The 24,150-nt window shown below is 72.8% G+C and carries 23 protein-coding genes; 11 read left to right on the top strand and 12 right to left on the bottom strand.

Annotated elements, in window-relative coordinates; translation table 11 throughout:
- The first annotated feature begins 204 nt into the window (after positions 1-204).
- The 4 genes from OG439_RS47850 to OG439_RS47865 are packed head-to-tail and all read left to right on the top strand — an operon-like array spanning position 205 to position 3,156.
- Positions 205-1,014, top strand: a complete 810-nt coding sequence (locus tag OG439_RS47850) for an inositol monophosphatase family protein (protein WP_326946945.1) — start codon at positions 205-207, stop codon at positions 1,012-1,014.
- A gap of 11 nt (positions 1,015-1,025) precedes the next feature.
- On the top strand, positions 1,026-1,640 hold the full coding sequence (locus OG439_RS47855) for an NAD(P)-dependent oxidoreductase (protein ID WP_326946947.1): 615 nt from the start codon (positions 1,026-1,028) through the stop codon (positions 1,638-1,640).
- Positions 1,641-1,645: 5 nt separating this feature from the next.
- A complete protein-coding gene (locus tag OG439_RS47860) occupies positions 1,646-2,491 on the top strand; it encodes a polysaccharide deacetylase family protein (RefSeq protein ID WP_326946948.1) in 846 nt (281 codons plus the stop codon).
- A gap of 50 nt (positions 2,492-2,541) precedes the next feature.
- Positions 2,542-3,156 carry a serine hydrolase domain-containing protein gene (locus tag OG439_RS47865; protein WP_326946949.1) on the top strand — a complete coding sequence of 205 codons (615 nt, stop codon included), beginning with the start codon at positions 2,542-2,544 and terminating at the stop codon, positions 3,154-3,156.
- Here OG439_RS47865 and OG439_RS47870 read toward each other — a convergent pair.
- The gene (locus OG439_RS47870) at positions 3,146-3,985 is read right to left on the bottom strand and encodes a helix-turn-helix transcriptional regulator (protein ID WP_326946950.1); all 840 of its coding nucleotides are present in this window, start codon (positions 3,983-3,985) and stop codon (positions 3,146-3,148) included. The genes OG439_RS47865 and OG439_RS47870 overlap by 11 nt on opposite strands.
- A 103-nt stretch (positions 3,986-4,088) precedes the next feature.
- On the opposite strand from OG439_RS47870, the gene OG439_RS47875 reads away from it, so the two are divergent.
- The gene (locus OG439_RS47875) at positions 4,089-4,928 is read left to right on the top strand and encodes an oxidoreductase (protein WP_326946951.1); all 840 of its coding nucleotides are present in this window, start codon (positions 4,089-4,091) and stop codon (positions 4,926-4,928) included.
- Here the strand turns inward: OG439_RS47875 and OG439_RS47880 are convergent.
- Positions 4,925-5,626 carry an alpha/beta fold hydrolase gene (locus tag OG439_RS47880; RefSeq protein WP_326946952.1) on the bottom strand — a complete coding sequence of 234 codons (702 nt, stop codon included), beginning with the start codon at positions 5,624-5,626 and terminating at the stop codon, positions 4,925-4,927. The two genes, OG439_RS47875 and OG439_RS47880, sit on opposite strands and share 4 nt — an antisense overlap.
- A 70-nt stretch (positions 5,627-5,696) precedes the next feature.
- Here OG439_RS47880 and OG439_RS47885 point away from each other — a divergent pair, with 70 nt between their 5' ends.
- The 3 genes from OG439_RS47885 to OG439_RS47895 all read left to right on the top strand — a co-directional run bounded on the left by OG439_RS47885 (position 5,697) and on the right by OG439_RS47895 (position 8,200).
- A complete protein-coding gene (locus OG439_RS47885; protein WP_326946953.1) occupies positions 5,697-6,650 on the top strand; it encodes a GlxA family transcriptional regulator in 954 nt (317 codons plus the stop codon).
- Positions 6,651-6,977: 327 nt separating this feature from the next.
- The gene (locus OG439_RS47890) at positions 6,978-7,361 is read left to right on the top strand and encodes a cupin domain-containing protein (RefSeq protein ID WP_326946954.1); all 384 of its coding nucleotides are present in this window, start codon (positions 6,978-6,980) and stop codon (positions 7,359-7,361) included.
- Positions 7,361-8,200, top strand: coding sequence for an NAD-dependent epimerase/dehydratase family protein (locus tag OG439_RS47895; RefSeq protein WP_326946955.1), 840 nt, complete (start codon positions 7,361-7,363; stop codon positions 8,198-8,200). The genes OG439_RS47890 and OG439_RS47895 overlap by 1 nt, the downstream gene beginning before the upstream one ends.
- Here the strand turns inward: OG439_RS47895 and pdxR are convergent.
- From pdxR to OG439_RS47940, 9 genes are all read right to left on the bottom strand, one after another.
- Positions 8,187-9,551, bottom strand: coding sequence for a MocR-like pyridoxine biosynthesis transcription factor PdxR (gene pdxR, locus OG439_RS47900; RefSeq protein ID WP_326946956.1), 1,365 nt, complete (start codon positions 9,549-9,551; stop codon positions 8,187-8,189). The genes OG439_RS47895 and pdxR overlap by 14 nt on opposite strands.
- Positions 9,552-9,691: 140 nt before the next feature.
- Entirely contained in the window at positions 9,692-10,732 is a 1,041-nt protein-coding gene (locus tag OG439_RS47905; protein ID WP_326946957.1) for a glycoside hydrolase family 43 protein, read from the bottom strand.
- A gap of 126 nt (positions 10,733-10,858) precedes the next feature.
- Positions 10,859-11,509: a VC0807 family protein gene (locus tag OG439_RS47910; RefSeq protein ID WP_326946958.1), complete on the bottom strand. Its 651-nt coding sequence runs from the start codon at positions 11,507-11,509 to the stop codon at positions 10,859-10,861.
- Positions 11,510-11,518: 9 nt separating this feature from the next.
- The gene (locus tag OG439_RS47915) at positions 11,519-12,106 is read right to left on the bottom strand and encodes a PadR family transcriptional regulator (RefSeq protein WP_326946959.1); all 588 of its coding nucleotides are present in this window, start codon (positions 12,104-12,106) and stop codon (positions 11,519-11,521) included.
- Positions 12,107-12,188: 82 nt separating this feature from the next.
- Positions 12,189-14,021 carry an HtaA domain-containing protein gene (locus OG439_RS47920; protein ID WP_326946960.1) on the bottom strand — a complete coding sequence of 611 codons (1,833 nt, stop codon included), beginning with the start codon at positions 14,019-14,021 and terminating at the stop codon, positions 12,189-12,191.
- Positions 14,018-14,851: a hypothetical protein gene (locus tag OG439_RS47925; protein ID WP_326946961.1), complete on the bottom strand. Its 834-nt coding sequence runs from the start codon at positions 14,849-14,851 to the stop codon at positions 14,018-14,020. The genes OG439_RS47920 and OG439_RS47925 overlap by 4 nt, the downstream gene beginning before the upstream one ends.
- Entirely contained in the window at positions 14,851-15,636 is a 786-nt protein-coding gene (locus tag OG439_RS47930) for a heme ABC transporter ATP-binding protein (RefSeq protein ID WP_326946962.1), read from the bottom strand. The genes OG439_RS47925 and OG439_RS47930 overlap by 1 nt, the downstream gene beginning before the upstream one ends.
- The gene (locus OG439_RS47935; protein ID WP_326946963.1) at positions 15,633-16,667 is read right to left on the bottom strand and encodes a FecCD family ABC transporter permease; all 1,035 of its coding nucleotides are present in this window, start codon (positions 16,665-16,667) and stop codon (positions 15,633-15,635) included. The genes OG439_RS47930 and OG439_RS47935 overlap by 4 nt, the downstream gene beginning before the upstream one ends.
- Positions 16,664-17,614, bottom strand: coding sequence for a heme/hemin ABC transporter substrate-binding protein (locus OG439_RS47940; protein WP_326946964.1), 951 nt, complete (start codon positions 17,612-17,614; stop codon positions 16,664-16,666). The genes OG439_RS47935 and OG439_RS47940 overlap by 4 nt, the downstream gene beginning before the upstream one ends.
- A gap of 209 nt (positions 17,615-17,823) precedes the next feature.
- On the opposite strand from OG439_RS47940, the gene OG439_RS47945 reads away from it, so the two are divergent.
- Positions 17,824-18,336: a hypothetical protein gene (locus OG439_RS47945; RefSeq protein WP_326946965.1), complete on the top strand. Its 513-nt coding sequence runs from the start codon at positions 17,824-17,826 to the stop codon at positions 18,334-18,336.
- Positions 18,337-19,812: 1,476 nt separating this feature from the next.
- On the opposite strand, the gene OG439_RS47950 is transcribed toward OG439_RS47945, so the two are convergent.
- The gene (locus OG439_RS47950) at positions 19,813-20,499 is read right to left on the bottom strand and encodes an HU family DNA-binding protein (RefSeq protein WP_326946966.1); all 687 of its coding nucleotides are present in this window, start codon (positions 20,497-20,499) and stop codon (positions 19,813-19,815) included.
- Positions 20,500-21,205: 706 nt separating this feature from the next.
- Between OG439_RS47950 and OG439_RS47955 the strand changes: the two genes are divergently transcribed.
- Both OG439_RS47955 and OG439_RS47960 read left to right on the top strand, forming a co-directional pair.
- On the top strand, positions 21,206-22,951 hold the full coding sequence (locus OG439_RS47955; protein ID WP_326946967.1) for an ATP-binding protein: 1,746 nt from the start codon (positions 21,206-21,208) through the stop codon (positions 22,949-22,951).
- A 37-nt stretch (positions 22,952-22,988) separates the two neighbouring features.
- Positions 22,989-24,149: an exonuclease SbcCD subunit D gene (locus tag OG439_RS47960; protein WP_247062044.1), complete on the top strand. Its 1,161-nt coding sequence runs from the start codon at positions 22,989-22,991 to the stop codon at positions 24,147-24,149.
- Position 24,150 lies beyond the last annotated feature (1 nt).

The following is a 24,150-nucleotide window of genomic DNA, read 5'->3' on the forward strand; positions in this document are numbered from 1 at the left end:
GGACCCACCAGCGCAGCGCCGCGAACCGGCCGATCCCGCCGGTGGTGCCGATCAGCACGATGGCGAGCCCCTCCAGCAGCGGGACCGGCGATGTGGATTGCGTCTGGGTAAATCAACGAGTGCAAAGCATTCATTTGAAGTCATCGGCATTTCTGCCTACGGTCGGAGACAACAGCTTCTTCCCCTTGGCAGAACAGGAACGTCATGACCACCGAAGAGAACACGATCGAGGACGCCGCAGTGCTCGAAGCCGCCGTCGCCGCCGTGCGGGACGCCGGTCGCCGCCTGCTGGCGCGCTACTCCGAGGACGCTCGTCCCGCGGATCGCGCCGGGCTGCTCGCCGCGGCCGGGGAGAACGAGCGGACCTCGAACGACGAGCTGCGGCGCGCGCTCGCCGCGGCCCGGCCGCAAGCGAAGTGGCTGACCGACGAGCTGGAGACCACCGAGCTGCCGCCGGGTGAGTGGTGGGCCGTGGACGCGGTCGAGGGCAACGTCAACCACGTGCACGGGCTGCCGGAGTGGTGCGTCAGCGCGACCCTGCTCCGCGACGGCGTCCCGGTGCTCGCCGCCGTCTACCAGCCCGTCCCCGACGTCGTGCACAGCGCGGTCCGCGGCGGCGGCGCGTTCGCGAACGGCCGGCGTCTGAGCGTGTCCGCCAAGGCCGAGCTCGGGGCCGCCATCGCCACCACCGGCCAGGCCGAAGCCGGCCAGAGCGACACCTACCGGCGCATCGGCGAGTCGATCACGACGATGCTCGGCGCCGCGCTGCTGGTCCGCGCGACCGTGCCCTCGACGTTCCCGATGCTGCTCGTCGCCGCCGGGCACGCCGACCTCTTCTGGCAGTACCGGCCGACGCTGCCGGGCGTCGCCGCCGGCGCGTTGTTCATCACCGAAGCGGGCGGGACCGTGACCGACCTCGCCGGACAGCCGTGGCGGCCCGGCAGCGCCGACATCCTCGCCAGCGCGCCCGCGCTCCACGCCGCGGCGCTGGCCACTCTGTCCACAGTGAACTGAAGGGAACCACCATGGAACTCACGATTCTCGGCGCCACCGGCGCCACCGGAACCGAACTCGTGCGGCAAGGCTTGGAGCGCGGGCACACCGTCACCGCCGTCGCCCGCGACCCGGACCGGATCACGCTGCCGCCGTCCGGCCGGCTGAAACGCGTCGCGGGCGACGTCCTCGACCCGGACTCCATCGGCCGCGCGCTCAAGGGCGCCCGGACCGTCCTGTCCGGACTGGGGATCACCGGCGCACCCGGCGTGCTGACGGCGGGCGCCCGCGCGGCCGTCGACGCCGGACCCGACTTCGTCGTCTGGCTCGCCGCGTTCGGCACCGGCGACTCGGCTCCGCACGCGGGCGCGTTCACCCGCGGGCTGCTGAAGACGTTCATGCGTAAGGAGCTGGACGACCGCACCACGGCGGACGCGATCGTGCTCCGGGGCGGCGGCACGGTGTTCCACGCGGGGCCGCTGTCCGACGGCGACCTCAGCCCGGCCCGGCGCACGGTGCCGCTGGAGTCCGCGCCGCGGCGGTTCTTCCCCGCGCGCGTCAGCCGCGCCACGGTGGCGGCCGCGATGCTCGACGAGGCCGAACAGCGGCGCTACGGCGGCGGCATCGCCGTCCCGCTGGAGCGGTGAGCGCCGTGGACATCGAACTCTTCGGCTACGACCCCATCGTCGACCGCGCCCCGGTGCGCTGGCCCGGCGACGCCCGCGTGGCGTTCTACGTGGGCCTCAACATCGAGCACTTCTACGTGGACCGCCCGTCGGTCAGCTTCAACGAAGCGACGTCGAAGCTGGTGCCGGACCCGATGAACTACGGGTGGCGCGACTACGGCGCCCGCGTCGGGATCTGGCGGCTGATCGACGTCCTGGACCGGCAGGGGATCCGGGCCAGCGCGCTGCTGAACTCCGACGCGGGCGAGCGGTACCCGCGGATCGTCGAAGCGGGCCGGGACCGCGACTGGGCCTGGCTCGCCCACGGGAAGTCGAACTCGCTCCCGCAGACCGGAATGGCCGAAGACGAAGAACGCGCGTTCCTCACCGGAATCCTCGACAGCATCGAGAAGACGACCGGCCGGCGGCCGCGCGGGTGGCTCTCCCCGGGGCTGACCGAGACGTTCGACACCCCGCGGCTGCTCGCCGAACTCGGCGTCGACTACGTGCTCGACTGGACCAACGACGACCAGCCGTACGCGCTGAACGTCCCCGGCCTGCGGTCCGTGCCGTACACCCTCGAGCTCGCCGACACCCAGCTGTTCCACGTCAAGAGCATGACGGGGCCCGACTACGTCCAGATCGTGCGGGACCAGTTCGACCAGCTCTACGCGGACTCGGCGGCCGGCGGGCGGGTGATGGCGTTGTCGCTGCACCCGTACGTCTCGGGGCAGGCGTTCCGGGTGAAGTACGTCGAGCAGGCGCTGGCGTACATCGTCAACCACCCCGGCGTGTGGGTGACGACCAGCGACGAGGTCGCCGCGCACCGGTAGGGCCGGCCGCGCTGGTCCAGCGGACGGTGGACGCGGGTGCGCCGGGAGTCGTGGTTCGCGTCGACGCCGGTCACGGGCCACCGGTCGAGCTGGCCCGGCAAGCGCCGTGGACCACGGCCGACCACCGGCTGAGGGCCGGTGACGAGCTGCGGGTCGGGTCGAACACCAAGACCATGGTGCTGCAGCTCGTCGGCGAGAAGCGGCTCGGCCTGGCCGATCTCCGGCCGCGGCCGTGGACGGCGGAGCAGCTGCTGGCCGCGGGCACCCGGCACCCCGCGCTGTTCCCGCCGGGCGAGACGTGGTCCTACAGCAACACGAACTACGTCGCGCTGGGGCTCGTGCTGGAGAAGGCCACCGGCAAGACGCTGCCCACGCTGTTCCGGCAGCGGATCATCGAGCCGCTCGGCCTGAAGGACACGTACTACGGCGCCCCGGACCGCCGGCCCGGAACACGACGGGCACACCGACGTCACGGGGATCGATCCGGACTGGGCGGGCGCCGCGGGCGGGGTCGTGTCGACCGCGCGGGACTGGGACCGGTTCCGCACGGCGTTGCTCTTGCCGGCGGACCGGCTGCGGGAGATGACGACGATGATCCCGGTCGACCCGGCGAAGCGCTGGTCACCGGCGCGGTGTGTGCCATATTCGGGAAAGCTAGCCCGTGAGGGCCTGCGTGCCGAGCACGGTGACCAGCGCGAGGCGTTCGGCGTCTTCGGTGCCGGGTTCGGCCGTGTAGAGCATGACGCGCTGGTCGCTGCCGGCCACGGTGAGCGTGTCGCAGTCCAGCGTCACCGGTCCCGCGTGCGGGTGGTCGACGATCTTCCGCGCGGCCTCGTGGTGACCGACCGCGCCGGAGTCCCACAGCTCGCCGAACCGGTCGCTGTGCGCGCGCAGCTCGGCGACCAGTCGCCGCAGGCCGCGGTCGGCGGGGTAGCGGCCGGCGGCGGCCCGCAGGTCGGCGACCAGCATGGCTTCCATCGCCCGCTGCGACTCCGGCGTGTGCCGGACCCGGGTGCCGGGGCCGATCAGGTTGCGCCACACGGCGTTGCGCTCGTGTCCACGCCACCCGGACGGGTCACCCAGCAGCGCCGCGTACGGCGGGTTCGCGACCAGGAGCGTCCAGGCCGCGTCGTAGACGGCGACGGGTGTCCCGGTGAGCCGGTCCAGCAGGCGCTGGACGCTCGGGGTGAGGTACGCGGGCACGGTGTCGGGGCCGGGCGGCGTGAGCCCGGCCAGGTGGAACAGGTGCTCGCGCTCGGGCCGCGACAGCCGCAGCGCCCGGGCCAGGGTCTCGACGACCTGGGCGGACGGGTGCGACGCGCGGCCCTGCTCGAGCCGCGTGACGTAGTCGGCGGAGATCCCGGCCAGCAGGGCCAGCTCCTCCCGCCGCAGGCCGGCCGCGCGCCGGTGGCCGCCGGCGGGCAGCCCGGCGGTGTCCGGCGCGACCCGGTCACGCCAGCGCCGCACCGCCTGCCCGAATTCCGCGTTCGCCATGAGGTCCAGTGTGCGCCGCCGGCGTCGGATGTGCCTGGTACCAGCGGTCCCAGGAAGACCCGACGACTGGTGGCCGGGGCCGGCCGGGGCGAGCGTGGATCCCATGACACTCACCGAATCCCCGGTCTGGTTCATCACCGGCTGCTCCACCGGCCTCGGCCGCGCGCTCGCCACCCACGTCCTCGAACGTGGGTGGCGAGCGGCGGTCACCGCCCGCGACCCGCGGACCGTCGCGGACCTCGTCGGCCGCCACGGCGATCGCGCGATCGCCCTCACCCTCGACGTCACCGATCCCTCGCAAGTCACCGCCGCGGTCACGCGGGCCGAGGAGACGTTCGGCCGGATCGACGTCCTGGTCAACAACGCCGGTTACGGCTACCTCGCCGCCGTCGAGGAAGGCGACGACGCCGAGGTGCGCGCGCTGTTCGACACCAACGTCTTCGGGCTCGCCGACGTGACCAAGGCGGTGCTCCCGGGCATGCGCGCCCGGCGCTCCGGCCACGTCGTCAACGTCTCGTCCCTCGGCGGCCTGGCCGGTTTCGGGGCCACGGGCTACTACCACGCGACGAAGTTCGCCGTGGAAGGCTTGTCGGAGTCCCTGGCCGCCGAGGTGGCGCCGCTGGGCATCGGCGTGACCATCGTCGAGCCCGGCGCGTTCCGCACGAACTGGTCCGGGCCGTCGATGAAGCAGTCCGCGATCCGCATCGACGACTACGCCGAGACGGCCGGCAAACGCCGTGAAGCGACGTTGGCGACATACGGCAGCCAGCCCGGCGACCCGGCCCGTGCCGCGGAGGCGATCGTCGCCGCGCTGGCGGCCGACGAGCCGCCGTTGCGGCTGCTCCTCGGCACGGCCGCCCTGAAGGTGGCGCGCGGCAAGATCGAGGCGCTGCGGCGAGACTTCGCGCAGTGGGAAGACGTCAGCCGGAGTACGGAGCTTTAAATGTCCTTTGTGGACTCGACGATCGCCCGGGCGACCACGTCGGGCTGTGAGAGCGGAACCGCGTGGGACGCGTCGACCTCGGTGATCGTCGAGCCCGCGCGTTCGGCCATCCACCGCTGGGCCTCCGTCGGGATCGATCGGTCCGCCGTCGCGATCACGGCCCAGGACGGCAGCGTCCGCCACGTCGCGGTCTGGTCGAAGGTCTGCGAGAGCGCCGTCGGGTCGAATGGGCGCTGGGCGGCGGCCAGCACCCGCGCCTCGGCCGGCTCGACGTCGGCGGCGTAGGCCGGGGCGAACATCGCCGGCCGCAGGTAGGCCTCCTGACCGCCCGGGTAGTCGCGGAAGAGCAGGTTGTCGGGGCCGAGGAGGCTGCCGGGGAACTTGCCGTTCAGCTCGCCGGCCGTCTCGCCGGCGTCCTGCTGGAACGCGGCGACGAACACGAGTGCCCGCACCGCCGGGGTGAGCGCGTCCGGCGCGGAGATGACGGAGCCGGCGTAGGAGTGGCCGGCGACGACCAGCGGGCCGGGCAGCGTGTCGAGGAACCGGCGCAGGTAGGCGATGTCGCCGTCCAGGGAACGCAGGGGCAGGGCCGGCGCGATGACCTGGTGGCCGTCGGCCTGCAGGGTCGCGGAGACGTGGCGCCACACCGAGGCGTCGGTCAGGGCGCCGTGGACGAGAACGATGGTCTTGGTGGTCATGGCGAAAGTCTGGGCTGTTGAGTCCCCGCCGAGAAGTGGCAGCACTGCCTACAAGCGCTACGATCCTGCCATGACCCGTCACCGGATGGTCGTCGTCCTGCTCGACGAAGTGCTCCCGCTGGACTACGCGATCCCGTTGCACGTCTTCGCGCGGGAGGCGCCGGAGGCCTACGACGTCGTGACCGCGTCGGTCGTCGGCCGCCCGGTGCCGGTCGCGGGCGGGACGTCCGTGGTCCCCGACGGCGGCCTCGACCTGCTGCGCAAGGCGGCCACGGTGATCGTGCCCGGCTACGCGGGCGCCGCCGAGCGGGAGCTGCCCGGGGCGGTGGTGCGGGCCGTCGCCGCCGCGCACCGGCGGGGCGCCCGGATGATCTCGATCTGCTCGGGCGCGTTCGCGCTGGCGGCGGCCGGTGTCCTGGACGGCCTGACCGTGACGACGCACTGGTCGCTCTGCGACGAGCTGGCGGCCCGGTTCCCGGCTGTGACGGTGGACGGGTCGCTGCTCGTCGCCGAGACCGGGACGGTGCTCACGTCCGGCGGCGTGACGGCCGGCGTCGACCTGTGCCTGCACGTCCTGCACCGCGACCTCGGCGCCACGGCGGCGCGGCACGTCTCGCGCCGCATCGTGATGGCCCCGCGATCGGCGGCCGGCCAGCAGCAGTTCGTCGAGAAGAAGGTGGTGCCACCCGGCGACGACGTCATCGCGCGGGCCCAGCAGTGGCTGCTCACGGCGTTGGGGGAGAACCTGTCCGTGCGGGACATGGCCGAGCGGGCGCGCATGTCGGAGCGCACGTTCCACCGCCGGTTCCGCGAGCGGACGGGCCTGCCGCCGCTGTCGTGGCTGCGCGAGCAGCGGATCGCGCGGGCGAAGGAGCTGCTGGAGAACTCGGACCGGCCGATCGAGGAGATCGCCCGGGCCGTCGGCTTGGGCACGGCGGCCAACCTGCGAGCACAGTTCCGCCGCGCGACGAACGTGTCACCACGGGAGCACCGGCGGTTGTTCGCGTTCGGTCAGGCGGGCTGAAAGCGGTCAGTGGCTGGGTACCGGCTGGTGCGTTCGGTATCGCGAAGCACTGCTGTTGTTCGACTTCGCGGTCGTGAGTGTTTAGGGCGGTTCTAACCGCCCTAAACACTCACGACCAGCCGCGGCAGAGGACTGGAGAGTGGGAGCGGCGTACCTCTTCGCCTACGTTCCGGTTCTGATCGTCAACCTGCTGCCCTTGCCGGGGCGTTCACCCGACCTGGTGTGGCGAAACTTCACGCGTTCGGGCAGGCGAGGTGAAAGCGGTCCAACCCGAGCACCCGGAAGTGGACCAGTCGTCGCGTGATCGCCGGGCTTAGCGTGGGCACCATGACTGGTGCACCACCGCGGACGAACTCCGTGCTCACGATGCTCGCCTCGCAGGCTCCGTCCATTCCGGACGGTGCGCACGTGATGACCGCCACGATCGAGCTGCCGCCGGGGGACGCGGGGACGCCGCCGCACCGGCACTCCGGGCCCGTTTTCGGGTACATGCTCGAAGGCGAGATGGTCTTCGAACTCGAAGGCGAGCCCGAACGCGTCATCAAGGCGGGTGAAGCGTTCTGGGAACCCGGCGGCGACGTGATCCACTACCAGGCGGCGAACCACCTCGCCGACCGGTGGAGCCGGTTCGTCGTGGTGATGCTCTGCGCGCCCGGCCAGGAGATGCTGACGTTCGTCAGCGCCGAAGAGCTGGCCGGAAGGGGGCGGTGATGCGGATCTTCCTCGCCGGGGCGTCCGGCGCCGTCGGCCGCCGGGTGGTTCCCGCGCTGGTCGCCCGGGGGCACGACGTCGTCGGCCTGACGCGGCAGTCCGCCGCCCAGGTCGAAGCGCTGGGCGCGACCGCCGTCGTCGGTGATGTGTACGACGCCGCCGGGCTCGCCTCCCTGGTCCGCGCCGCCCGGCCCGACGTCGTGATGCACCAGCTCACCGACCTCGGCGCGGGGGATCGCGCGGCCAACGCGAAGGTGCGCACGGCCGGCACGCGCAACCTCGTCGACGCGGCGCTCGCGGCGGGCGTCCGGCGGATCGTCGCCCAGAGCATCTCGTGGGCCTGCGAACCGGGCACCGGGCCCGCGACCGAGGACACGCCGCTCGACCTCGGCGCCGCGCCCGAACGGCGTGGCACGGTCGACGGCGTCGCGTCGCTGGAGGCCGCCGTCGCCGAGCTGCCCGAGTGGGTCGTGCTGCGCTACGGCACGCTGCACGGCCCGGGCACCTGGTACGAACCCGGTGCGCTGATGGCACAGCTCGCCCAGGCCGGAAACCTGCCCGCCACCGGGGATGTCTCCAGTTTCGTCCACGTCGACGACGCCGCCACGGCCGCCGTCGCGGCGCTGGACTGGCCGTCGGGCGCGGTCAACGTCTGCGACGACGAGCCCGCGGCGGGCCACGACTGGGTGCCCGTCTTCTGTGCCGGCGTCGGCGCGCCGGAACCCCGGCGCGTGGACGGCGAACGCGCCGGGTGGGCCCGCGGGGCCGCCAACGGCCGCGCGCGGAAGCTGGGCTGGGAAGCTGGAACGTCCTGGCGGGCCGGGTTCACCAGGGCTTGATCGCGGCGTCGGCGAGCAGCTCGGTCAGGGCGTCCAAGGCCGGCCGCCACGCGTGCTGCGGCGGCGTCGCGTACCCGATGATCAGCCCGGCCTCGGGACGGCCGGCGGAATGCCAGTAGCCGGCGGCGTTGATCCCCTGCAGCCGCAGGCCCGCCGCGAGACCGGCGTCGATCACGCGCTTCTCCTCCTGCCGGGACGCGAGCGGCAGGAGCGCGTGGAGCCCGGCGGGGATGCCGTCCAACGGGGCGAGGCGGGCGGCCAGCTCGGTCCGCCGTTTCCGGTAGACCTGGCGGGCGCGGCGGACGTGCCGGTCGTAGTCGCCGCGGTCGAGCAGGTCGGCGATCGCGAGCTGGGCGGGTGTGCCGACCGTGGCGCCGGTGGCGGCGACGGCGTCGAGCACCGGGATGCGGAGCCGTCCGGGCACGACCAGCCAGCCGATCCGCAGCCCGGGCGCGAGCGTTTTGCTGGTGCTGCCGGCGAAGACGACGTGGTCCGGCGCCTGGGCCTGCAGGGCGCCGACGGGGTTCTGGTCGTACCGGAACTCGCCGTCGTAGTCGTCCTCGACGACGATCCCGTCGTGCTCGCGCGCCCACGCGAGGAACGCGGCCCGCCGGTCCGGGCTCAGCACCACGCCGCGCGGGTGCTGGTGGGCGGGCGTCAGCAAGGCGGCGCCCGCGTCTCCGGGGAGGGCGGCGCCTTCCGCGTCGACGGCCAGGGGAGTGGTCGCCAGCCCGGCCGCGTGGATCACGGACCGGTGGTGGGCGAGCCCGGGGTCCTCGGTGCCGATCGTGCGGACGCCGGTGTCGCGCAGGGCGCGGGCCAGCACCGCCAGCCCGTGCGTGAAGCCACTGGTGATCACGACGGCCCCGGCGTCGACGCGCACGCCCCGGGCGCGGGCGAGGTAGGTCGCGACGGCTTCGCGCAGGCCCTTCAGCCCGGCGAGATCGCTGTAGTCCATGCTCTCGCGGCTCGCCGCGGCGAGCGTCCGCCGGACGCTGGCGGCCCAGAGGGCGCGCGGGAACAGGCCGAGATCCGGCCGGCCGGGACGCAGGTCGAAACCGGCCCGCGACGGTGTCTCCGGCGCGGGTTTCCCGGGCGGCCGGGTGTCGGCGACGCGGGTGCCGGAGCCGGTCGCGCTGACGAGCCGCCCTTCGGCCACGAGCTGCGCGTACGCCTCGACGACGGTGCCCCGCGCGACCCCGAGGTCCTGGGCGAGACTGCGCGAGCCGGGCAGCTTGGTCCCGGCGGGCAGCCGCCCGGAGGAAACGGCATCCCGCAGCGCGGCTTCGAGGGCCCGGCGCCCGGTCCCGACGTCGAGGTGCAGGTCGACGCCGAGCACGCGCTTTCCCACGTCCGCACCGCCCTTTCCCCGCCGTCGAAGACCATTGTCGCCCGGCGTCGTCACCGCGGCCGCGCCGGCCGGCTACGCGCGGCGGACCACCACTGCCGGCAAGACCGCGCAGCCCGGCAACGTGAACTACCTCCGGCAGATCACTCGAAGAACTTGAGGCTCCAGCCGGTGTCGGTGGTCGCGCCCGGGACGTTGGCCCGGCGGTAGGTCGTCGAGCCCCACCAGCAGAACGTGCCCGAGTACCAGTAGCGGTTCGCCCACGAGTACGGCGTGCCCTTGGCCACGGCGTGGTACATCAGCGGGAACTTCGGCCCGGCGGGCGGGCTCGTCGCGATGTCGCCGTTCAGCAGGACGAAGCTGTGGCTGCCCGGCCCGTCGACGTGCAGGGTCGGGTCCCAGCCGGCCATCATCGTCTCGCGGTGGGAGCCGAACAGGCAGCCGTTCGACTTGTACCAGTCCCAGACGTAGGCCGGGTCGCCGCCGGCGCGCAGCCGGACCTCGCCGAGGCAGTACTGGTCGCTCCAGCTGCCGTTGGTGGAGTAGACGATGTGCAGCTGCCCGTTCGGGTCCTTGATCGCCGTGGGCGCTTCGTTGATGAAGGGGTTGCCCACCACGCGTTCCCAGCTCTCGCGCGGCTGCGAGATGACGTACCGCGCGCCGGTCGGCGTCGTCGGGCCGCTCATCCGGGCCAGGTAGAGGTTCTGCTCGACGTTCGTGTCGCCCGCCCAGCCCGACCAGACGAACCAGCGTTGCCCGCCGAAGGTGAACAGCGTGCCGTCGATGGCCCACTTGCCGTCGGGCAGCGCGAGCTGCGTCTCGGCGGTGTACCCGCTGTCGGCGACGGCGGAGCTGATGACGTACATCCGGTGCGCGTTGCCGGTCCCGGCCGAGAAGTAGATGTAGAACCGGCCGCCGTCGATGACGATCTCGGGCGCCCACACCTCGCCGCGGCCCCGGGTGTCGGACCAGACCTGCCGGGCGGGCGCGCTCGCCGCGGCGTCGGGGGAGGAGCCGGCCCGGACGGCGATCCCGCCACCGGTGGACTGCGCGGCGAAGTAGGTGGAGCCGACGCGCAGCACGCTCGGATCGGCGGCCCGCAGCCCGGTCTGCCCGGCGTCGGCACTCGACGTCGGAACCAGGCAGGCGACGGCCAGGAGCAAGAGGACGGCGATCCGTTTCATGGCCACATCCCGGGGTCAGCACGGAAGTTCCCATGCTCGCGCGCCGCTGGCACCCGCCGGTAGGGCCGGGAGATCTTGCTCGGTTCAGCCGGGCCGAAATTGGTCTGTTCCAGTGACCGCCAGGCGCTAGGGCGTGGCCTGCAGCCGTTCGAGCACGTCCTGCACGATCCGGCGCGCGGGCTGGATGAGGACGGCGGGGACGACGAACACCGCCACCCACATCACCGTGCCCACGGCGTTGGAGACGTCGACCGCGTGCGCGATCCCGCTGTCCGGTGCGGCGTAAAGGATGTACGCCCGGATCACGCCGGCGCCCACCATAAGCGCGCCGAGCGTGGCCGTGAGCAGCCGCTGCCACCGGCGGTAACGCGGCTCTTCCGTCCACGCGAGTTCGAACGCCTTCTCCCGTTTCGGGTCGCCGAAGCTCGCCATCGACGCCGCCGTCGTGTGCGCGAGCGGCCGGCGCCGGACGAGCGTGACGAGGCAGAACACGCCCCCGACCAGGATGTAAGCCACTTCGCGCAGGGCCGCGACGCGTGGGCTCTGCGTCGCCAGGGACACCGTGATCGTCACCGCCAGCTCGGTGAGCACCAGGAGCCCCATCAGGTCGATGCGCCGCCGGCGGATCGTGACCGCCACCGCGACGGCGCCGACCGCGATGGCCGGGATCACGAGCGACCGGAAGACGTCGAGGCCGAAAGCGCGCAAGAGGTAGTAGAGGCCGAATGAAAGCGCAATCTCGAGCAGGGTGGTCAGCAGGCCGGGCTTGGGTGTCATGATCGCTCCTTATCGCGGGACGAAGTAGGCGTCCCAGGCGAGCGTCCCGGCGGCGAGGTCGGCGGACACCCCGCGCACCCACGCCAGCTCGGCCTCGGTGACCGCGCGGGTGTACTCGTGTTCGAGCAGGTGCACCCGGGGGACGTGGTGCTCGATGGACGCGGTCAGCACCGCCTGCGTCGCGGTCAGGCGACGCTCGAGTTCCGCGGCCCGCAGGTCCAGCTGCGTCCGCACGTCGCCGGAGTCGAGCAGGTGGAGGAACGACACGACGGCCGGGAACAGCGGGAACTCCGCGGCCGGCGTGGCGACGGTCTCCCGCAGGCCCGCCAGCAACGTCTCGCGGCCGGCTGCGGTCAGGGCGTAGACCGTGCGCTCCGGATGACGCGTGTCGCGCTCGACCGCGTGGACCTCGACCAGGGCGTCGCGCACCAAGCGATCGAGGGCGGCGTGGAGGCCGGAGCGGTTGCGGACGTTGACGACCAGGTCGACGCCGCGTTCCTTGACCAGCTGCTGCATCCGGTACGCGTGCATCGGTTCCTCGGCCAGCAGGGCCAAGACCGCGACAGCGATCGGGGAGAGGTGTCCGCGTGGTGCCATAGTACGTACTGTACTAGAACGTGCTGGACTACGCGAACTGCGAGAAGGGCCGGGCGCCTGTCAGCGCCCGGCCCTCGTCAGTTCACTTCGCGGAGCGGATGGCGCGCCGGCGGGTCCACAGCAGCAGGGAACCGCCCGCGGCCAGGAGCGCGAGGCCCCAGTAGACGCCCGTCAGGCTGACGCCGGTCGAGGCGAGGTTGTCCGGCCGGAACGCGACGTCCGGGACCAGGTCGGTCCCCGCGCCGCCGGGAGCGCCCGGCCCGCCCGGGTTGCCGGCCGGCGGGAGTGTCGCGCAGCTCGCGGCCAGCGTGACCGTCGGCTCGTCGAGCGCGTCGCCGGCCTGGTAGAAGCCCGCGAAGGCGTCCGAGCTGGTCAGGGCCGCCTTGATCGCCGACACCGTCAGCGTGCCCGCGCCTGGCGTCGTCGTGGCCGTGGCCAGGTCGAGGTTCGCCAGCGCCACGCCCGGCTTGCTCACCGGCGGCGACGGCGCTCCGGCGGTCGTCCGCAGTTCGACGTCCGCGGAGAGCGTGCCCTTGCCCTGGGCGACCGTGACCTTCGGGTTGGCCAGGACCAGCGTGAAGAAGTGCGCGGGGTAGCTGAACGCGACCTGGCCGCCGAACCGGGCGGTGAACTCGCCCGCCGCGGTGTACTGGCCGCTGCCGAGCGGGAAGCGGTACGCGCCGGTCGGGATCGCCTTCCCGGCCACCTCGTCCACGTTCGTGACCTCCGCGCCCTCGGTCGCGGTGATCGTGGTGCCGGTGCCGCCGCCGACGTAGCTCCGGAAGCTCTTCTTGAAGCCCCACAACAGGTTTCCCCGCGTGAGCGCGCCGGGGGAGAGCGCGCAGGTCGACGGCGGCGGCGTCGTCGAGGAAGGCGGCGGGGTGGTCGTCGGCGGCGTCGTGGCCGGGGGCTCGGTGCCGCCGATCTTGCCGGGGAAGACGAGCTTGCCCGCGTCGAGGTCCGCCGCGGCCGGGTAGAACCCGGCGAACGCGCCCGCGCCCGCTTCGGTGAGCGTGGCCGAGGCGATGTCGGCGACGACGTTGTCACCCTCCTGCCGCGGCGCCGCCGTGAACTTCAGGTCCGCGAAGTCCACTTCGGACGGCGCCCGCACCTGCTCGGGCGCGGCCTTGGTGCCGTAGAAGGAGTAGCCGACGGTCGCGCTCAGCTTGCCGGTGCCGTCACCGGCGAAGGTGACCTTCGGGTTGGACAGCTCGAAGTTCCAGATCAGGTGCGGTTCCAGTACGAAGGTGACGCGCCCGCCGAAGGCGACCGAGCCCTTGCCGGTCTTCCCGTCGAACGTCGACGGGCCCGCCGGCCAGCGGTAGGGCGACGGCGTGGCCGTGGCGCCCCGGTCGGCTGTCGCCGTGCCGCCGAACCGCTCGATGTAGGAGCGCCAGGTCTGCTTGAGGCCCCAGTCCAGGCCGGTCGTGGCCGCGGGCGGCGGGTCGCCGGCGCCGGTGAACTTCAGCGCGGTCGTGCTGTCCCAGGTCAGGTCCGGGGTGTCCCAGCCGAACACGTAGACGCTGAACGGCTGCGACGCGGCGTTGTAGGTGGTGCCGGCCGAGGTGTACTCGGCCTTGACCGGGACGGTCAGCTCCCAGCTGCCGTCGGCGTTCAGCGGGATCTGGACGCCGACCGCGTCCTTCTTGACCAGCTTGCTGACCTGGAACCCGGTCGCGGTGCGGGCGCGGACGTCGTCCTTCGCGGGGCCGACGCGGACGCCGAACCCCTTGCCGTCGTTGGCGTCCGGGGCGAACCCGGTGCCCTTGACGGTGATCGACGTGCCCGCGGGGTCCAGCCCGGTGGCCGGGGTGACGGTGACGGCGGGGGTCGTCGCGGCCGAGGCCGGGGGCGCGCCGACGGCGCCGAGCACCGCCGCGGCCACCGCGACGGCAGCCCATCTTCGCAGGTTCACGAATCGGTTCCTTCCTGATCGGGGGAGCTCCCGCGGCGACGCCGCAGGAGGGGCGGGACGGTGAGCGCGGCCGCCGTCACCAGCAGGGCGACGGCGGACACCACCCACCACAGCGCGCCGCGTGACGCCGGGGCTTCGGCGGCCGCGGGCTGCGGAGTCGGGGTCGGATCCGGGCTCGGCGACGGCGCCGGGGCCGTCGAAGGCGACGCGACTGTCGGTGTTGGACTGTCGCTTGTGGACGGCGTGACCGTCGTGGCCGGCGCCGGAGCGGGCGGTGCCGCGGCCTTCGTCGGGACGGCGAAGCTGACCGGTGTGAACGTCTCGTTGTTCGCGTTGACCACGCCGTGCGCGCCGACCGTGATCAGTCCACAGCGGACAGTGAGGCAGTCGACGTCGACGACCCGGCCGTCGCGGTCGGTCGCGCGGAACCGGGCGCCGGGCACGACGAGCTGCGTGCTCCACGAGCCGTCGGCCGACAGCTGTCCGCCGTTGGCCGACGACGCCGTGTCGCTGCCGGGGAACGCGACGAACCGCTGGAAACCGCGGTTGTCCTTGCTCTCCTTGTCGGGCACGTACCGGTAGGTCGCGCCCGCGGCGCCGCCCTTGCTGGGCTGCCACGCGCCGCCGGCGACCCAGCCGAACAGCACGTAGATCCCGCCGTACCCCTTCGGCACGGACTGGAACCCGCTGCCGCGGACGGTCAGCGTGGTCGCGTAGTCCGGGTCGGCGGCGGCCGGCGACACCTGGACGCGCGCCCCGGCGGCCTGCGCCGGGAACGCCGTCGTCAGGAGCAGCCCGGTCACCAGCACACTCGCAGCGGATCTGCGCATCAACTCTCCTTCGCCGATCGGTAAGGCAGGACAACGGGCTTTCCGGTCCTGGGGTGCGGGAACACCTCGACGCGATGGCCGTAGACGTCGCTCAGCACGGCCTCGGTGAGCACGTCGGCCGGCGGCCCGAGCGCGACGAGCGAGCCGCCACGCAGCAGCGCGACGCGGTCGGCGTGCGCCGCTGCGAGCCCGAGGTCGTGCAGCACGACGAGCACGGCGTCCCCCTCGCTCGCGCGCCGCGCGGCCAGCGTCAGCACCTGTTCGGTGTGGCGCAGGTCGAGGGCCGCGGTCGGCTCGTCGAGCAGCAGCAGGCCGGCGTGCTGCGCGAGGACGCGGGAAAGCGCCGCGCGTGCCTGTTCGCCGCCGGACAACGTCGTGAACCGGCGGTCGGCGAAGCCGGCGAGATCGGTCGCCGCGAGCGCGGCGTCGACAGCGGTGTCGTCGTCGGCCTCGGCCGGGGTGCGCCGCCACGGCGCCCGGCCCATCCGCACGACCTCGGCCACGGTGAAGGGGAAGCTCACGGTGTGCTGCTGCGGCAGGACCGCCCGGCGCCGCGCGAGTTCCGGCAGCGACCAGGACGTCAGGTCGGCGCCGGCGATCCGGACGGTGCCCGCGTCCGGCGTCAGGTCGCCGGCCAGCAGGGCCAGCGCCGTCGACTTGCCCGCGCCGTTCGGCCCGGCCAGTGCCAGGACTTCGCCGGGCCGGACGTCGAGGGAGACGTCCCGCACCAGGGGTTTGCCGTCGATCGTGTAGGTGACGCCGACGAGTTCGGCCGCGGCTCTCACGCCCAGCCTCCCGCCCGGCGCCGGGTCCGCAGCAGCAGCCAGAAGAAGAACGGCCCGCCGACCAGCGCGGTGAGGATGCCGATCGGCAGGTCGGCGTAGTCGAACAGGGTGCGCGCAGCGAGATCGGCGACGCCGAGCAGGAACGCGCCGGCCAGCAGCGACGCCGGGACCAGCACACGGTGCCCGGGCCCGGTGACCATCCGCACGCCGTGCGGCACGATCAGCCCGACGAAGCCGATGATCCCGGAGTAGGACACGGCCGCCGAGACCATCAGCGCCACCACGACGATCCCGGTCGTGCGCAGCACTTCGACGTTCACGCCGAGGTGCCGGGCCGGGCGCTCGCCGAGCGCGAGCAGGTCGAGCCGGCGCGCGAGCATCAGGGACACGACGACGCCGACGGCCATCAGCGGCAGCACCGACCAGACGTACGGCCAGCGCGCCGAGGCCAGCGAACCCAGCTGCCAGAACACGATCTGCTCGCGCGCGGCCTGGTCGCCGGAGAACATCAGGAACGCGATCACCGCGCTCGCCACGGCGTTGACCGCGACGCCGGTGAGGATGAGCGTCACCACCTCCGACCGGCCGCGCGAGCGCGAAAGGCCGTAGACGGCCAGCGTTGTCAGCAAGCCGCCGGCGAACCCCAGCGCGGGCGTGGTGAAGGCGCCGAGGAACACCCAGCCGGCCACAATGGACAGACTGGCGCCGACCGCGGCCCCGGCGGAAACACCGACGACGGCGGGCTCGGCCAGCGGGTTCCCGAACAGGCCCTGCATCAGGGCCCCTGACACGCCGAGCACGCCACCGACCAGCAACGCCAGCACCACGCGGGGAAAGCGGACCTGCCAGAGCGTCCCTTCGGCGAACGGATCGGCCAGGCCCGGCCCGACCCCGAACCGATGCAGCAGCGACGCGACGACGTCGGACAGCGGGATGGCGAACTGGCCGGTGCCCGCGGACACGCACGCCACGACCACGGTCGCGACGCCGAGCCCGGCGAACAAAGCGGTGACGCGGACCGGACGGCTCATCCGGCCGACCCCGGCGCGTAGAGGGCGCGGGCCAGCGCGTCGAGCACGCCCGGCGTCTGCGGCCCGAAGCCGAGGATCTGGCTGTCGGCCATGTCGACGAACCGGCGGTGCAGCCCGGCCGGCGTCTGTGCGACGCCCGGAACCCGCAGCAGGCCATCGGGTCCGCCGACCGACTCGAGGCCCTTCGTCATGACGAGGATCACGTCCGGCCGGGCCTTGATCAGCGCTTCCGGGTTCACCGGGCGCATTCCCTCGACGCCGGCCTCGCTCGCGACGTCGACCGCGCCGAGCGCCGTGATCAGCGAGTCGGCGCCGGACCCGCGGCCGAACAGGTAATACACGCCGGCCTGGCCGCGCAGGTAAAGGAAGACTGTGCGTAGCTTCCGCGCCGGGTCGGCGGGGGCCAGCCGGGTGATTTCGGTGCGCTTGGCGGTGATGTCGCCGGTCAGCCGGTCCGCGAGGCGTTGTCCCGCTTCGGGGACGCCGAGCGCGGCGGCGGCGTCGTGGACGAGCGCGCCGACGTTGTCGAGCGAGCGCCGGGAATCCAGGACGACCACGGGAATCCCGGAGTCGCGCAGCTGCAGGACCGCGTCCCACGGGCCGAGCGTGGTGTCGGTCAGCACCACGGACGGGCGCAGCGCGAGGATCGCTTCGGCGTTGAGCTGGTGGCCGTTGCGGGTGACCAGCGGAAGTTTCCGCGCGGCGGGGAAGCCGGTCGAGACGTCGCGGCCGACGACGTGACTGCCCAGGCCGAGGCCGAACACCGTCGCGGCGAGCGTGCCGGCCATGTCGAAAGCCAGGATGCGGCGGGTGTCCGAGACGGTCACCTTCGTGCCCTGGTGGTCGGTGACGGTGACCGGCAGGTGCTGCGCGGGCGGCTCGGCGCCGATGTCCGGCTGGGCGAGGACGGCGGTGCTGGGGCCGGTCCGGGCCTTCGGATCGGGCAACGGCGTCAGCGCGGCGAGTGGTGCGACGGGCCCGCCTGCCGGGGCGGAAGTCGTTGGTGGCACGGAACATCCGGTCACCACGGCGAGCGTGACGGCAGCGAGGAGCAGCCCCCTTGACAACATTAGGTAAGCCTAACCATATTACTCGATGGATAGGTAAGGCTTACCTAATCCTGTTACGTCGTCGTGATCGAAGGGACGATCCCCGCATGTCGAAGAGATCCACCGCGCTCCGCGCCGCTCTGGTCACCGCCACCGTCGCGGCGGCCGCCACCGCGCTCGCCGCACCCGCGTCCGCCGCCGGCGGCTCGGCCACCCACAACGGCTTCACGCTCACCGCGTCCAACGCCACCGGCCTCGCCGCCGCGGGCGAGACGGTCACGGTGACGGGCAGCGGCTTCAGCGCGCTGAACGGCTACTACGTCGCGCTGTGCGCGGTGCCCGAGGACTACAGCTACGGCGTGAAGCCCAGCCCCTGCGCGGGCGGCGACGGCCAGGGCGGCACCGGCGTCGGCCCGTCCGCGTGGGTGACGAACTCACCGGGCGGCACGTCGACGATCGCGGCCAACGGCACGTTCACCACGCGGATCCGCGTAGCCCGGGCCGGCACCGGCTTGGACTGCGGCGACCCGTCGGTGACGTGCGCGATCGTCTCCCGCCGTGACCACGTGTCGGCCAACGACCGCACGGCGGACGTGTTCATCCCGGTCACCTTCTCCTGATCGGAGCCGCGTCGCTCCGGTGCGCACCGGAGCGACGCGGTCCGGACGTACGCGGGGTCGGTCACCTTTCGAGAATTCGGGGGATGCTTCATCCCGGACATCGGGCATTCGCGAGACATTCGCACCGGCCGAATAACGGACTCGTTCCAATCGGGCCGGGAACCCGGATTCGGATCGGGCCATACGCTCATCACACTGCCCGCGGAATAATTGACCACACTCCCTGTCAGCGGTGAGGTCACGCGACCCGAATCCAGGTGTCCTGGCCGGGCGGCTGCTGTTCGCGGTGCAGCTCTTCGCAAAGCTGCACCCCCGCCACGGCTCGGTACTGGCCCTCCTGGAGAAGGACGGCGTGCGGGCGACGGAGCTGTCCCGCCTGTCGTCCACGCTGACCGGAGCTGGGGCTGCTGCTGTAGCAGCGGTGGAATCGTGCGTGCCCGCCGAGCTTGGGCCGCTGTTGCGCCGCTGTGCTGCAGGTCCTGACCGGGACCGAGTGGCCGGTGCCCCCGGCGGCGCTGCGCGCTGACCAGGCCTGGGCTGCTGTTGTACCAGCGGAATCGCAGGTACCGACGGCGTCGCGTGGCCGCCGCATCGGTGGAACCGCGCGTGCTGAGCGGGACCGTTTGGCCGGTGCATCAGCGGAATCGCAGGTACCGACGGCGCCGAGCGGCCGCTGCATCGGTGGAACCGCGCGTGCTGACCGGGACCAGTTGGACGGGCCCGAGTAGTCGGCGCAGTAGTGAAACCCGCACGAAGCTGACCGGGTCTGGGCAGTCGTCTGGGCAGCGGAGCCGCAGGGACCGGCGGCCGCCGTCGCAGCAGAATCGCAAGGGGCTGACCGGCACCGAGCTGTGCCGCAGCGGCGGAGCCGTAGCGCTGACCGGGACCGGGCAGCCCTCGCACCGGTGAGCCGCACGTGTTGACCAGGCTCCAGCCGCCGCTGAGCCAAGGGAACCGCGCGTCGACCCCGAAGCCGAGCTGCCGCTGTGCCAGGGGAACCGCAAGTACTTGACCAGGACCGAGCAAGCGCCCGCGAGCCCTGACCAGTGCCACACGGCAGCCCGGCCGAGATGCGGACAGCGGCCCGTTTTCAACCAGCCGCCTGCGGTGCTCGGGCCTGTCTGCGATGCCCATGCCCGGTCGGCCGCGATGCCCAAAGCCCGGCCAACGATGCCGGGACTCGGCTGGAGGCCCGGACACAGCCGATGCCCAGCCCCGGCCGTAGGCCCAGCCCCCGCCTCGATACCCAGGCCCAGCCACAATGCCGGGACCCTGCCGGACGCCAGGCCCAACCGGATGCCCGGACCCGGCCGCGATGCCAGACTCGGCCACGATGCCGGGGCCTGGCCGGATTCCCAGGCCCAGCCGTCCGCGATGCCAGACCCTGCCGCGGACGCCCGGACCCGAACAACCCCCCGGACATGCGGAAGGGCCCCGCACCAGTGGTGCGGGGCCCTTCCGGCGTCAGAAGCTACTTCACTTCTTCTTGGCGGCCGACGTGCGCTTGGCCGGGGCCTTGGCTGCGGCGGGCTTCTTCGCCGCCGCGGTCTTGGTGGCGGCCGGCTTGGCCGCTGCCTTGGCCCGGGTGGTGGTGGCCTTGGCGGCGGTGGCCTTGGCCGGGGCGGCCTTGGCGGCCGCGGTCTTCGGGGCGGCCTTGGTGGCGGTCGCCGCCTTGGTCGCGGTGGCCTTGGCGGCCGGCTTCGCCGTGGTGGCGCGCGTGCGGGTGGCCGTCGCGCGGGCGGTGGCCGGCTTGGCCGCGGCCGCGCGGGGCGTGGTGGCCCGCGTGCTGGTGGCCTTCGCCGGGGCCGACGCCTTGGCGACAGCCGCACGCGTGGTCGTGGTGGCGGCGGTCGCACGCTTGACCGGGGTCGCCTTCGGCAGCTTCTTCGTGCCGGAGATGACGTCCTTGAAGGTGGTGCCGGCGCGGAAGGCGGGGACGTTCGTCTTCTTCACGCGAACGGCTTCACCGGTGCGCGGGTTGCGCGCGGTGCGGGCCGCGCGGGCGCGCTTCTCGAACACGCCGAAGCCGGTGATGTTCACCTTCTCGCCCTTGTTGACCGTCCGGATGATGATGTCGACCAGACCGTCAACGGCCTGCGAAGCCACCTTCTTGTCGCCCAAACGCTCAGACAGCGCCTCGATCAGCTGGGCCTTGTTCGTCATTCCAGTCCTCCATAGTGGAACTTGTACACGGCCCATCTCGGCCGACACTGCACACGGTATTACCAATACCGCACAAAATCCAACTGGGGGTCGAAATATTTCCTTGTACGGGGGCGGGTTCCGCCCCCTGAGAGGGGCTTGCCCGATCCCGCCCGCAACGGTCCCGGGAAGCCGACCATGGCCCTGAGCAGGCAAAACCTGGTTCCGGTGCCGTCCACAGTGGTCGTCCATATAGGACCGGTGGGGTCCCGGAAGACTTTTTCGCCGACACGCCGTGCCGGGCGCGTCCGGCGTGTGGCTGAGGCCACTCCGGCTCCGATCCCGCGCTGCGATCGGGGATCGCGGGCCCGCCGGCGGCCCCCGCGAGGCCCCGCCGGACCCCGCGGCGAGGGCCGCCGGCGCCGCTTCACCCTGGAGCCAGCGGAAGTCCGGACGGCGGCCCGGGGGAAGCCCGGCGCCGGGCGGTAACGCCGCGCCCCGCCGGGACGACCTTTCCGGCGTGCGGGACCCCGGCCGGGTGCCGCCCGAAATGCCTGTGGTGACTAAAAGATCTTCCCCGAAGGGTGAACTCACTCGTTCGGCCCAGCCGTGGCGGGCGGTGACGTCCTCGGTACCGCGGAAGGCGCAACGCCGTGTTGGCCGGGGCCGCGGACTTCCGGCGGGCTAGTCTGCGGCCGGAGGAAGCGCCGGGCGGACAGGGAGAACCGTGGACCAGGAGACTCTCACCACCGTGGTCGGACGGGTGGCGGGCACCGAGGATTCGACGCCGCTGCAGTTCCACGTGGCCATCGATCCGGAAGCCTATCTGCAGCTCGACGACGTGGTCGTGACACGGCGGGAGCTGCCGGGGCGCGGCGAAGTCGTCTCCTACGGCGTCGTGACGCAGGTGAGCGCGCGGCACGAAGGCGCCAGCTTCGGCAGCGACGTCTTCCTGATCTCGGACGGAGTCCTGCCCGCGCAGGTGCAGGAGATCGCCGAGATCGCGACCACCCGCGTCGAGCCCGAGTGCTACGTGCCGCCGCGGCCGGGCGCCGTGGTCTCCCGTGCGGTGGGGGAGGATCGCGCGCAGGCGCTGTACTTCGACAACATGAGCCGCCAGGTGGCGGTCGGCCTGGGCCGCGACGGCGAACCGGTGTTCCTCAACCTGGACTTCCTCGACGGCACGCGCGGTGCGCACGTCAGCATCAGCGGGGTGTCCGGCGTCGCCACGAAGACGTCGTTCGCGTTGTTCCTGCTGCACTCGATCTTCCGCGGCGGCGCCCTGTCCAACGCCCACAACGCCAAGGCCCTGGTGTTCTCGGTCAAGGGCGAGGACCTGCTGTTCCTCGACACCCCGAACATCCACCTCGACGCGAAGCTGCAGGAGGAGTACGCCAAGCTCGGGCTGCCCGCGGAGCCCTTCGCCTCGGTCGGGTTCTACGCGCCGCCGACGCCGTCGGACACCACGGGGAAGCCTTACGTCACCGGGCGGACCACCGGCGTCGGCGCCTTCTGGTGGACCATCGCGGAGTTCTGCGCGACCGACCTGCTGCCCTACGTCTTCGCCGACGCCGAGGACGAGCGCAACCAGTACACGATGGTCATCCACCAGGTCGCGAACCGGTTGCGGCTGGACACCACGCCGGCCGGGAAGGACGGCGCCGCCAACGTCGACGGCGTGCTGTGCCGCACCTACGCCGAGCTGATCGACGTCATCTGCGACCGCGTCACCGACGAGGAAACCCGCGCGAGCTGGGCGGGTGCGGTCACCGGCGCGGGCACGGTCAACGCCTTCATCCGCCGCCTGCGCTCGAGCCAGCGCGCGCTCAACGGCCTCATCCGCGGCGACCTCACCGACCACGCCGCGCGCAAGCTCTCCACGGAGAACCAGCAGGTGACCGTGGTGGACATCCACAACCTCGTCGAGCGGGCGCAGCGGTTCGTCGTCGGCGTGACGCTCGCCGCGGAGACCGCGCGCAAGGAAGCGGCCGGCGCGGGCGGGCTGCTGTTCACGATGCTGGACGAGCTCAACAAGTACGCGCCGCGTGAAGGCAGCAGCCCGATCAAGGAAGTCCTGCTGGACATCGCCGAGCGCGGCCGCTCCCTCGGCGTGATCCTGATCGGCGCGCAGCAGACCGCGTCCGAGGTCGAACGCCGGATCGTCAGCAACAGCTCGATCCGGATCGTCGGCCGCCTCGACGCCGCGGAGGCCTCGCGCCCCGAGTACGGCTTCCTCCCGGCCAGCCAGCGGGTCCGCGCGACGCTCGCGACGCCCGGCACGATGTTCGTGAGCCAGCCGGAGATCCCGGTGCCGATCGCGGTCGGCTTCCCGTTCCCGGCCTGGGCCACGCGGCTCTCCGAGGCGGGACAGGTACCGACGACGACCGCCGCGTCGAAGTCCGCCGATCCGTTCGCGGGCCTGCCCACACGCGGCAGCAGCGACCCGTTCGGCGACGACCCACCACCTTTCTGAGCCCCCCGGCCACAGGCGAAGAACGGAAGGACGCCGCGTGAAGTTCCTGCACACCTCCGACTGGCACGTCGGCAAGACGCTCAAGGGCCGCAACCGCCTGGACGAGCAGCGCGCCGTGCTCGGCGAGATCGTCCGGATCGCGCGGAAGGAGGCCTTCGACGCGATCCTGATCGCGGGTGACCTCTACGAGACGTCGGCGCCGTCGGCCGCCGCGCAGGAACTCGTGGTGCAGGCCCTGATGGCGCTGCGCGAAACCGGTGCCGAGGTACTGGCGATCGCCGGGAACCACGACCACGCCGCGACGTTCGAGGCGTACCGGCCGCTGCTGCGAGCGGCGGGCATCCAGCTCTCCGGCGACCCGCGCCCGGTCGCCGACGGCGGCGTCGTGTCGTTCGACGCGCGTTCGACGGGCGAGCGCGTCAACGTCGCCGTGCTGCCCTTCCTTTCCCAGCGCTACGCGGTGCGCGCCGCCGAGCTGCTCGCCGGCACCCCGGCGGACAACGTCGGCCAGTACGACCAGCGCGTGCGCGACATCCTGGAGCACCTCAAGTCCGGCTTCACCGACGGCGCCGTCAACCTCGTCATGGCGCACCTGACCGTGACCGGCGGCGCGATGGGCGGCGGGGAACGCGCGGCGCAGTCCATCTTCGAGTACCACGTGCCGGCGACGGCGTTCGGCGCCGACCCGCACTACGTCGCGCTCGGGCACCTGCACCGGCGCCAGTCGCTGCCCGCGGCCTGCCCGGTGCACTACAGCGGCGCGCCGATGCCCGTCGATTTCGGCGAACAGGACAACACGAGCGTCGTGCTGTCGGTGGAGGTGACGCCGAGCACGCCCGCGAAGATCACCGAAATCCCGCTGACGTCGGGGCGGAAGCTGCGCACCGTCCACGGCACGGTGGCCGAACTCGTCGGCCGCGCCGCGGAGTTCGGCGAGGACTACCTCCGCGTCTACGTCCGGGAAGCGACCCGGGCCGGGCTGCGCGAGGAGATCCAGGAAGCCCTGCCCAACGCCCTGGAGATCCGCATCGACCCGGAGTTCGCGGCGCCGATCACGGCGTCGGGCGGCGAACGCGCGGTGGCGGACCGGTCACCGGGCGAGCTGTTCGCGGCGTACTGCGACGAGCGGACGGTGGCGGACAAGAGGGTGCAGGCGCTCTTCGCGCGGCTGCACGACGACGAGACGAGCGGGGTGTGAC

It is taken from the genome of Amycolatopsis sp. NBC_01307 (assembly GCF_035975215.1).
In the GTDB taxonomy this organism is placed as follows: domain Bacteria; phylum Actinomycetota; class Actinomycetes; order Mycobacteriales; family Pseudonocardiaceae; genus Amycolatopsis.

What these genes read in the sequence shown, in the direction of transcription:
- OG439_RS47850 (WP_326946945.1), top strand. Translation starts at nt 205, where the DNA reads ATGACCACCGAAGAGAACACGATCGAGGACGCCGCAGTGCTCGAAGCC.
- OG439_RS47855 (WP_326946947.1), top strand. Translation starts at nt 1,026, where the DNA reads ATGGAACTCACGATTCTCGGCGCCACCGGCGCCACCGGAACCGAACTC.
- OG439_RS47870 (WP_326946950.1), bottom strand. Translation starts at nt 3,985, where the DNA reads ATGGCGAACGCGGAATTCGGGCAGGCGGTGCGGCGCTGGCGTGACCGG.
- OG439_RS47875 (WP_326946951.1), top strand. Translation starts at nt 4,089, where the DNA reads ATGACACTCACCGAATCCCCGGTCTGGTTCATCACCGGCTGCTCCACC.
- OG439_RS47880 (WP_326946952.1), bottom strand. Translation starts at nt 5,626, where the DNA reads ATGACCACCAAGACCATCGTTCTCGTCCACGGCGCCCTGACCGACGCC.
- OG439_RS47885 (WP_326946953.1), top strand. Translation starts at nt 5,697, where the DNA reads ATGACCCGTCACCGGATGGTCGTCGTCCTGCTCGACGAAGTGCTCCCG.
- OG439_RS47890 (WP_326946954.1), top strand. Translation starts at nt 6,978, where the DNA reads ATGACTGGTGCACCACCGCGGACGAACTCCGTGCTCACGATGCTCGCC.
- OG439_RS47895 (WP_326946955.1), top strand. Translation starts at nt 7,361, where the DNA reads ATGCGGATCTTCCTCGCCGGGGCGTCCGGCGCCGTCGGCCGCCGGGTG.
- OG439_RS47905 (WP_326946957.1), bottom strand. Translation starts at nt 10,732, where the DNA reads ATGAAACGGATCGCCGTCCTCTTGCTCCTGGCCGTCGCCTGCCTGGTT.
- OG439_RS47910 (WP_326946958.1), bottom strand. Translation starts at nt 11,509, where the DNA reads ATGACACCCAAGCCCGGCCTGCTGACCACCCTGCTCGAGATTGCGCTT.
- OG439_RS47915 (WP_326946959.1), bottom strand. Translation starts at nt 12,106, where the DNA reads ATGGCACCACGCGGACACCTCTCCCCGATCGCTGTCGCGGTCTTGGCC.
- OG439_RS47925 (WP_326946961.1), bottom strand. Translation starts at nt 14,851, where the DNA reads ATGCGCAGATCCGCTGCGAGTGTGCTGGTGACCGGGCTGCTCCTGACG.
- OG439_RS47935 (WP_326946963.1), bottom strand. Translation starts at nt 16,667, where the DNA reads ATGAGCCGTCCGGTCCGCGTCACCGCTTTGTTCGCCGGGCTCGGCGTC.
- OG439_RS47945 (WP_326946965.1), top strand. Translation starts at nt 17,824, where the DNA reads ATGTCGAAGAGATCCACCGCGCTCCGCGCCGCTCTGGTCACCGCCACC.
- OG439_RS47950 (WP_326946966.1), bottom strand. Translation starts at nt 20,499, where the DNA reads ATGACGAACAAGGCCCAGCTGATCGAGGCGCTGTCTGAGCGTTTGGGC.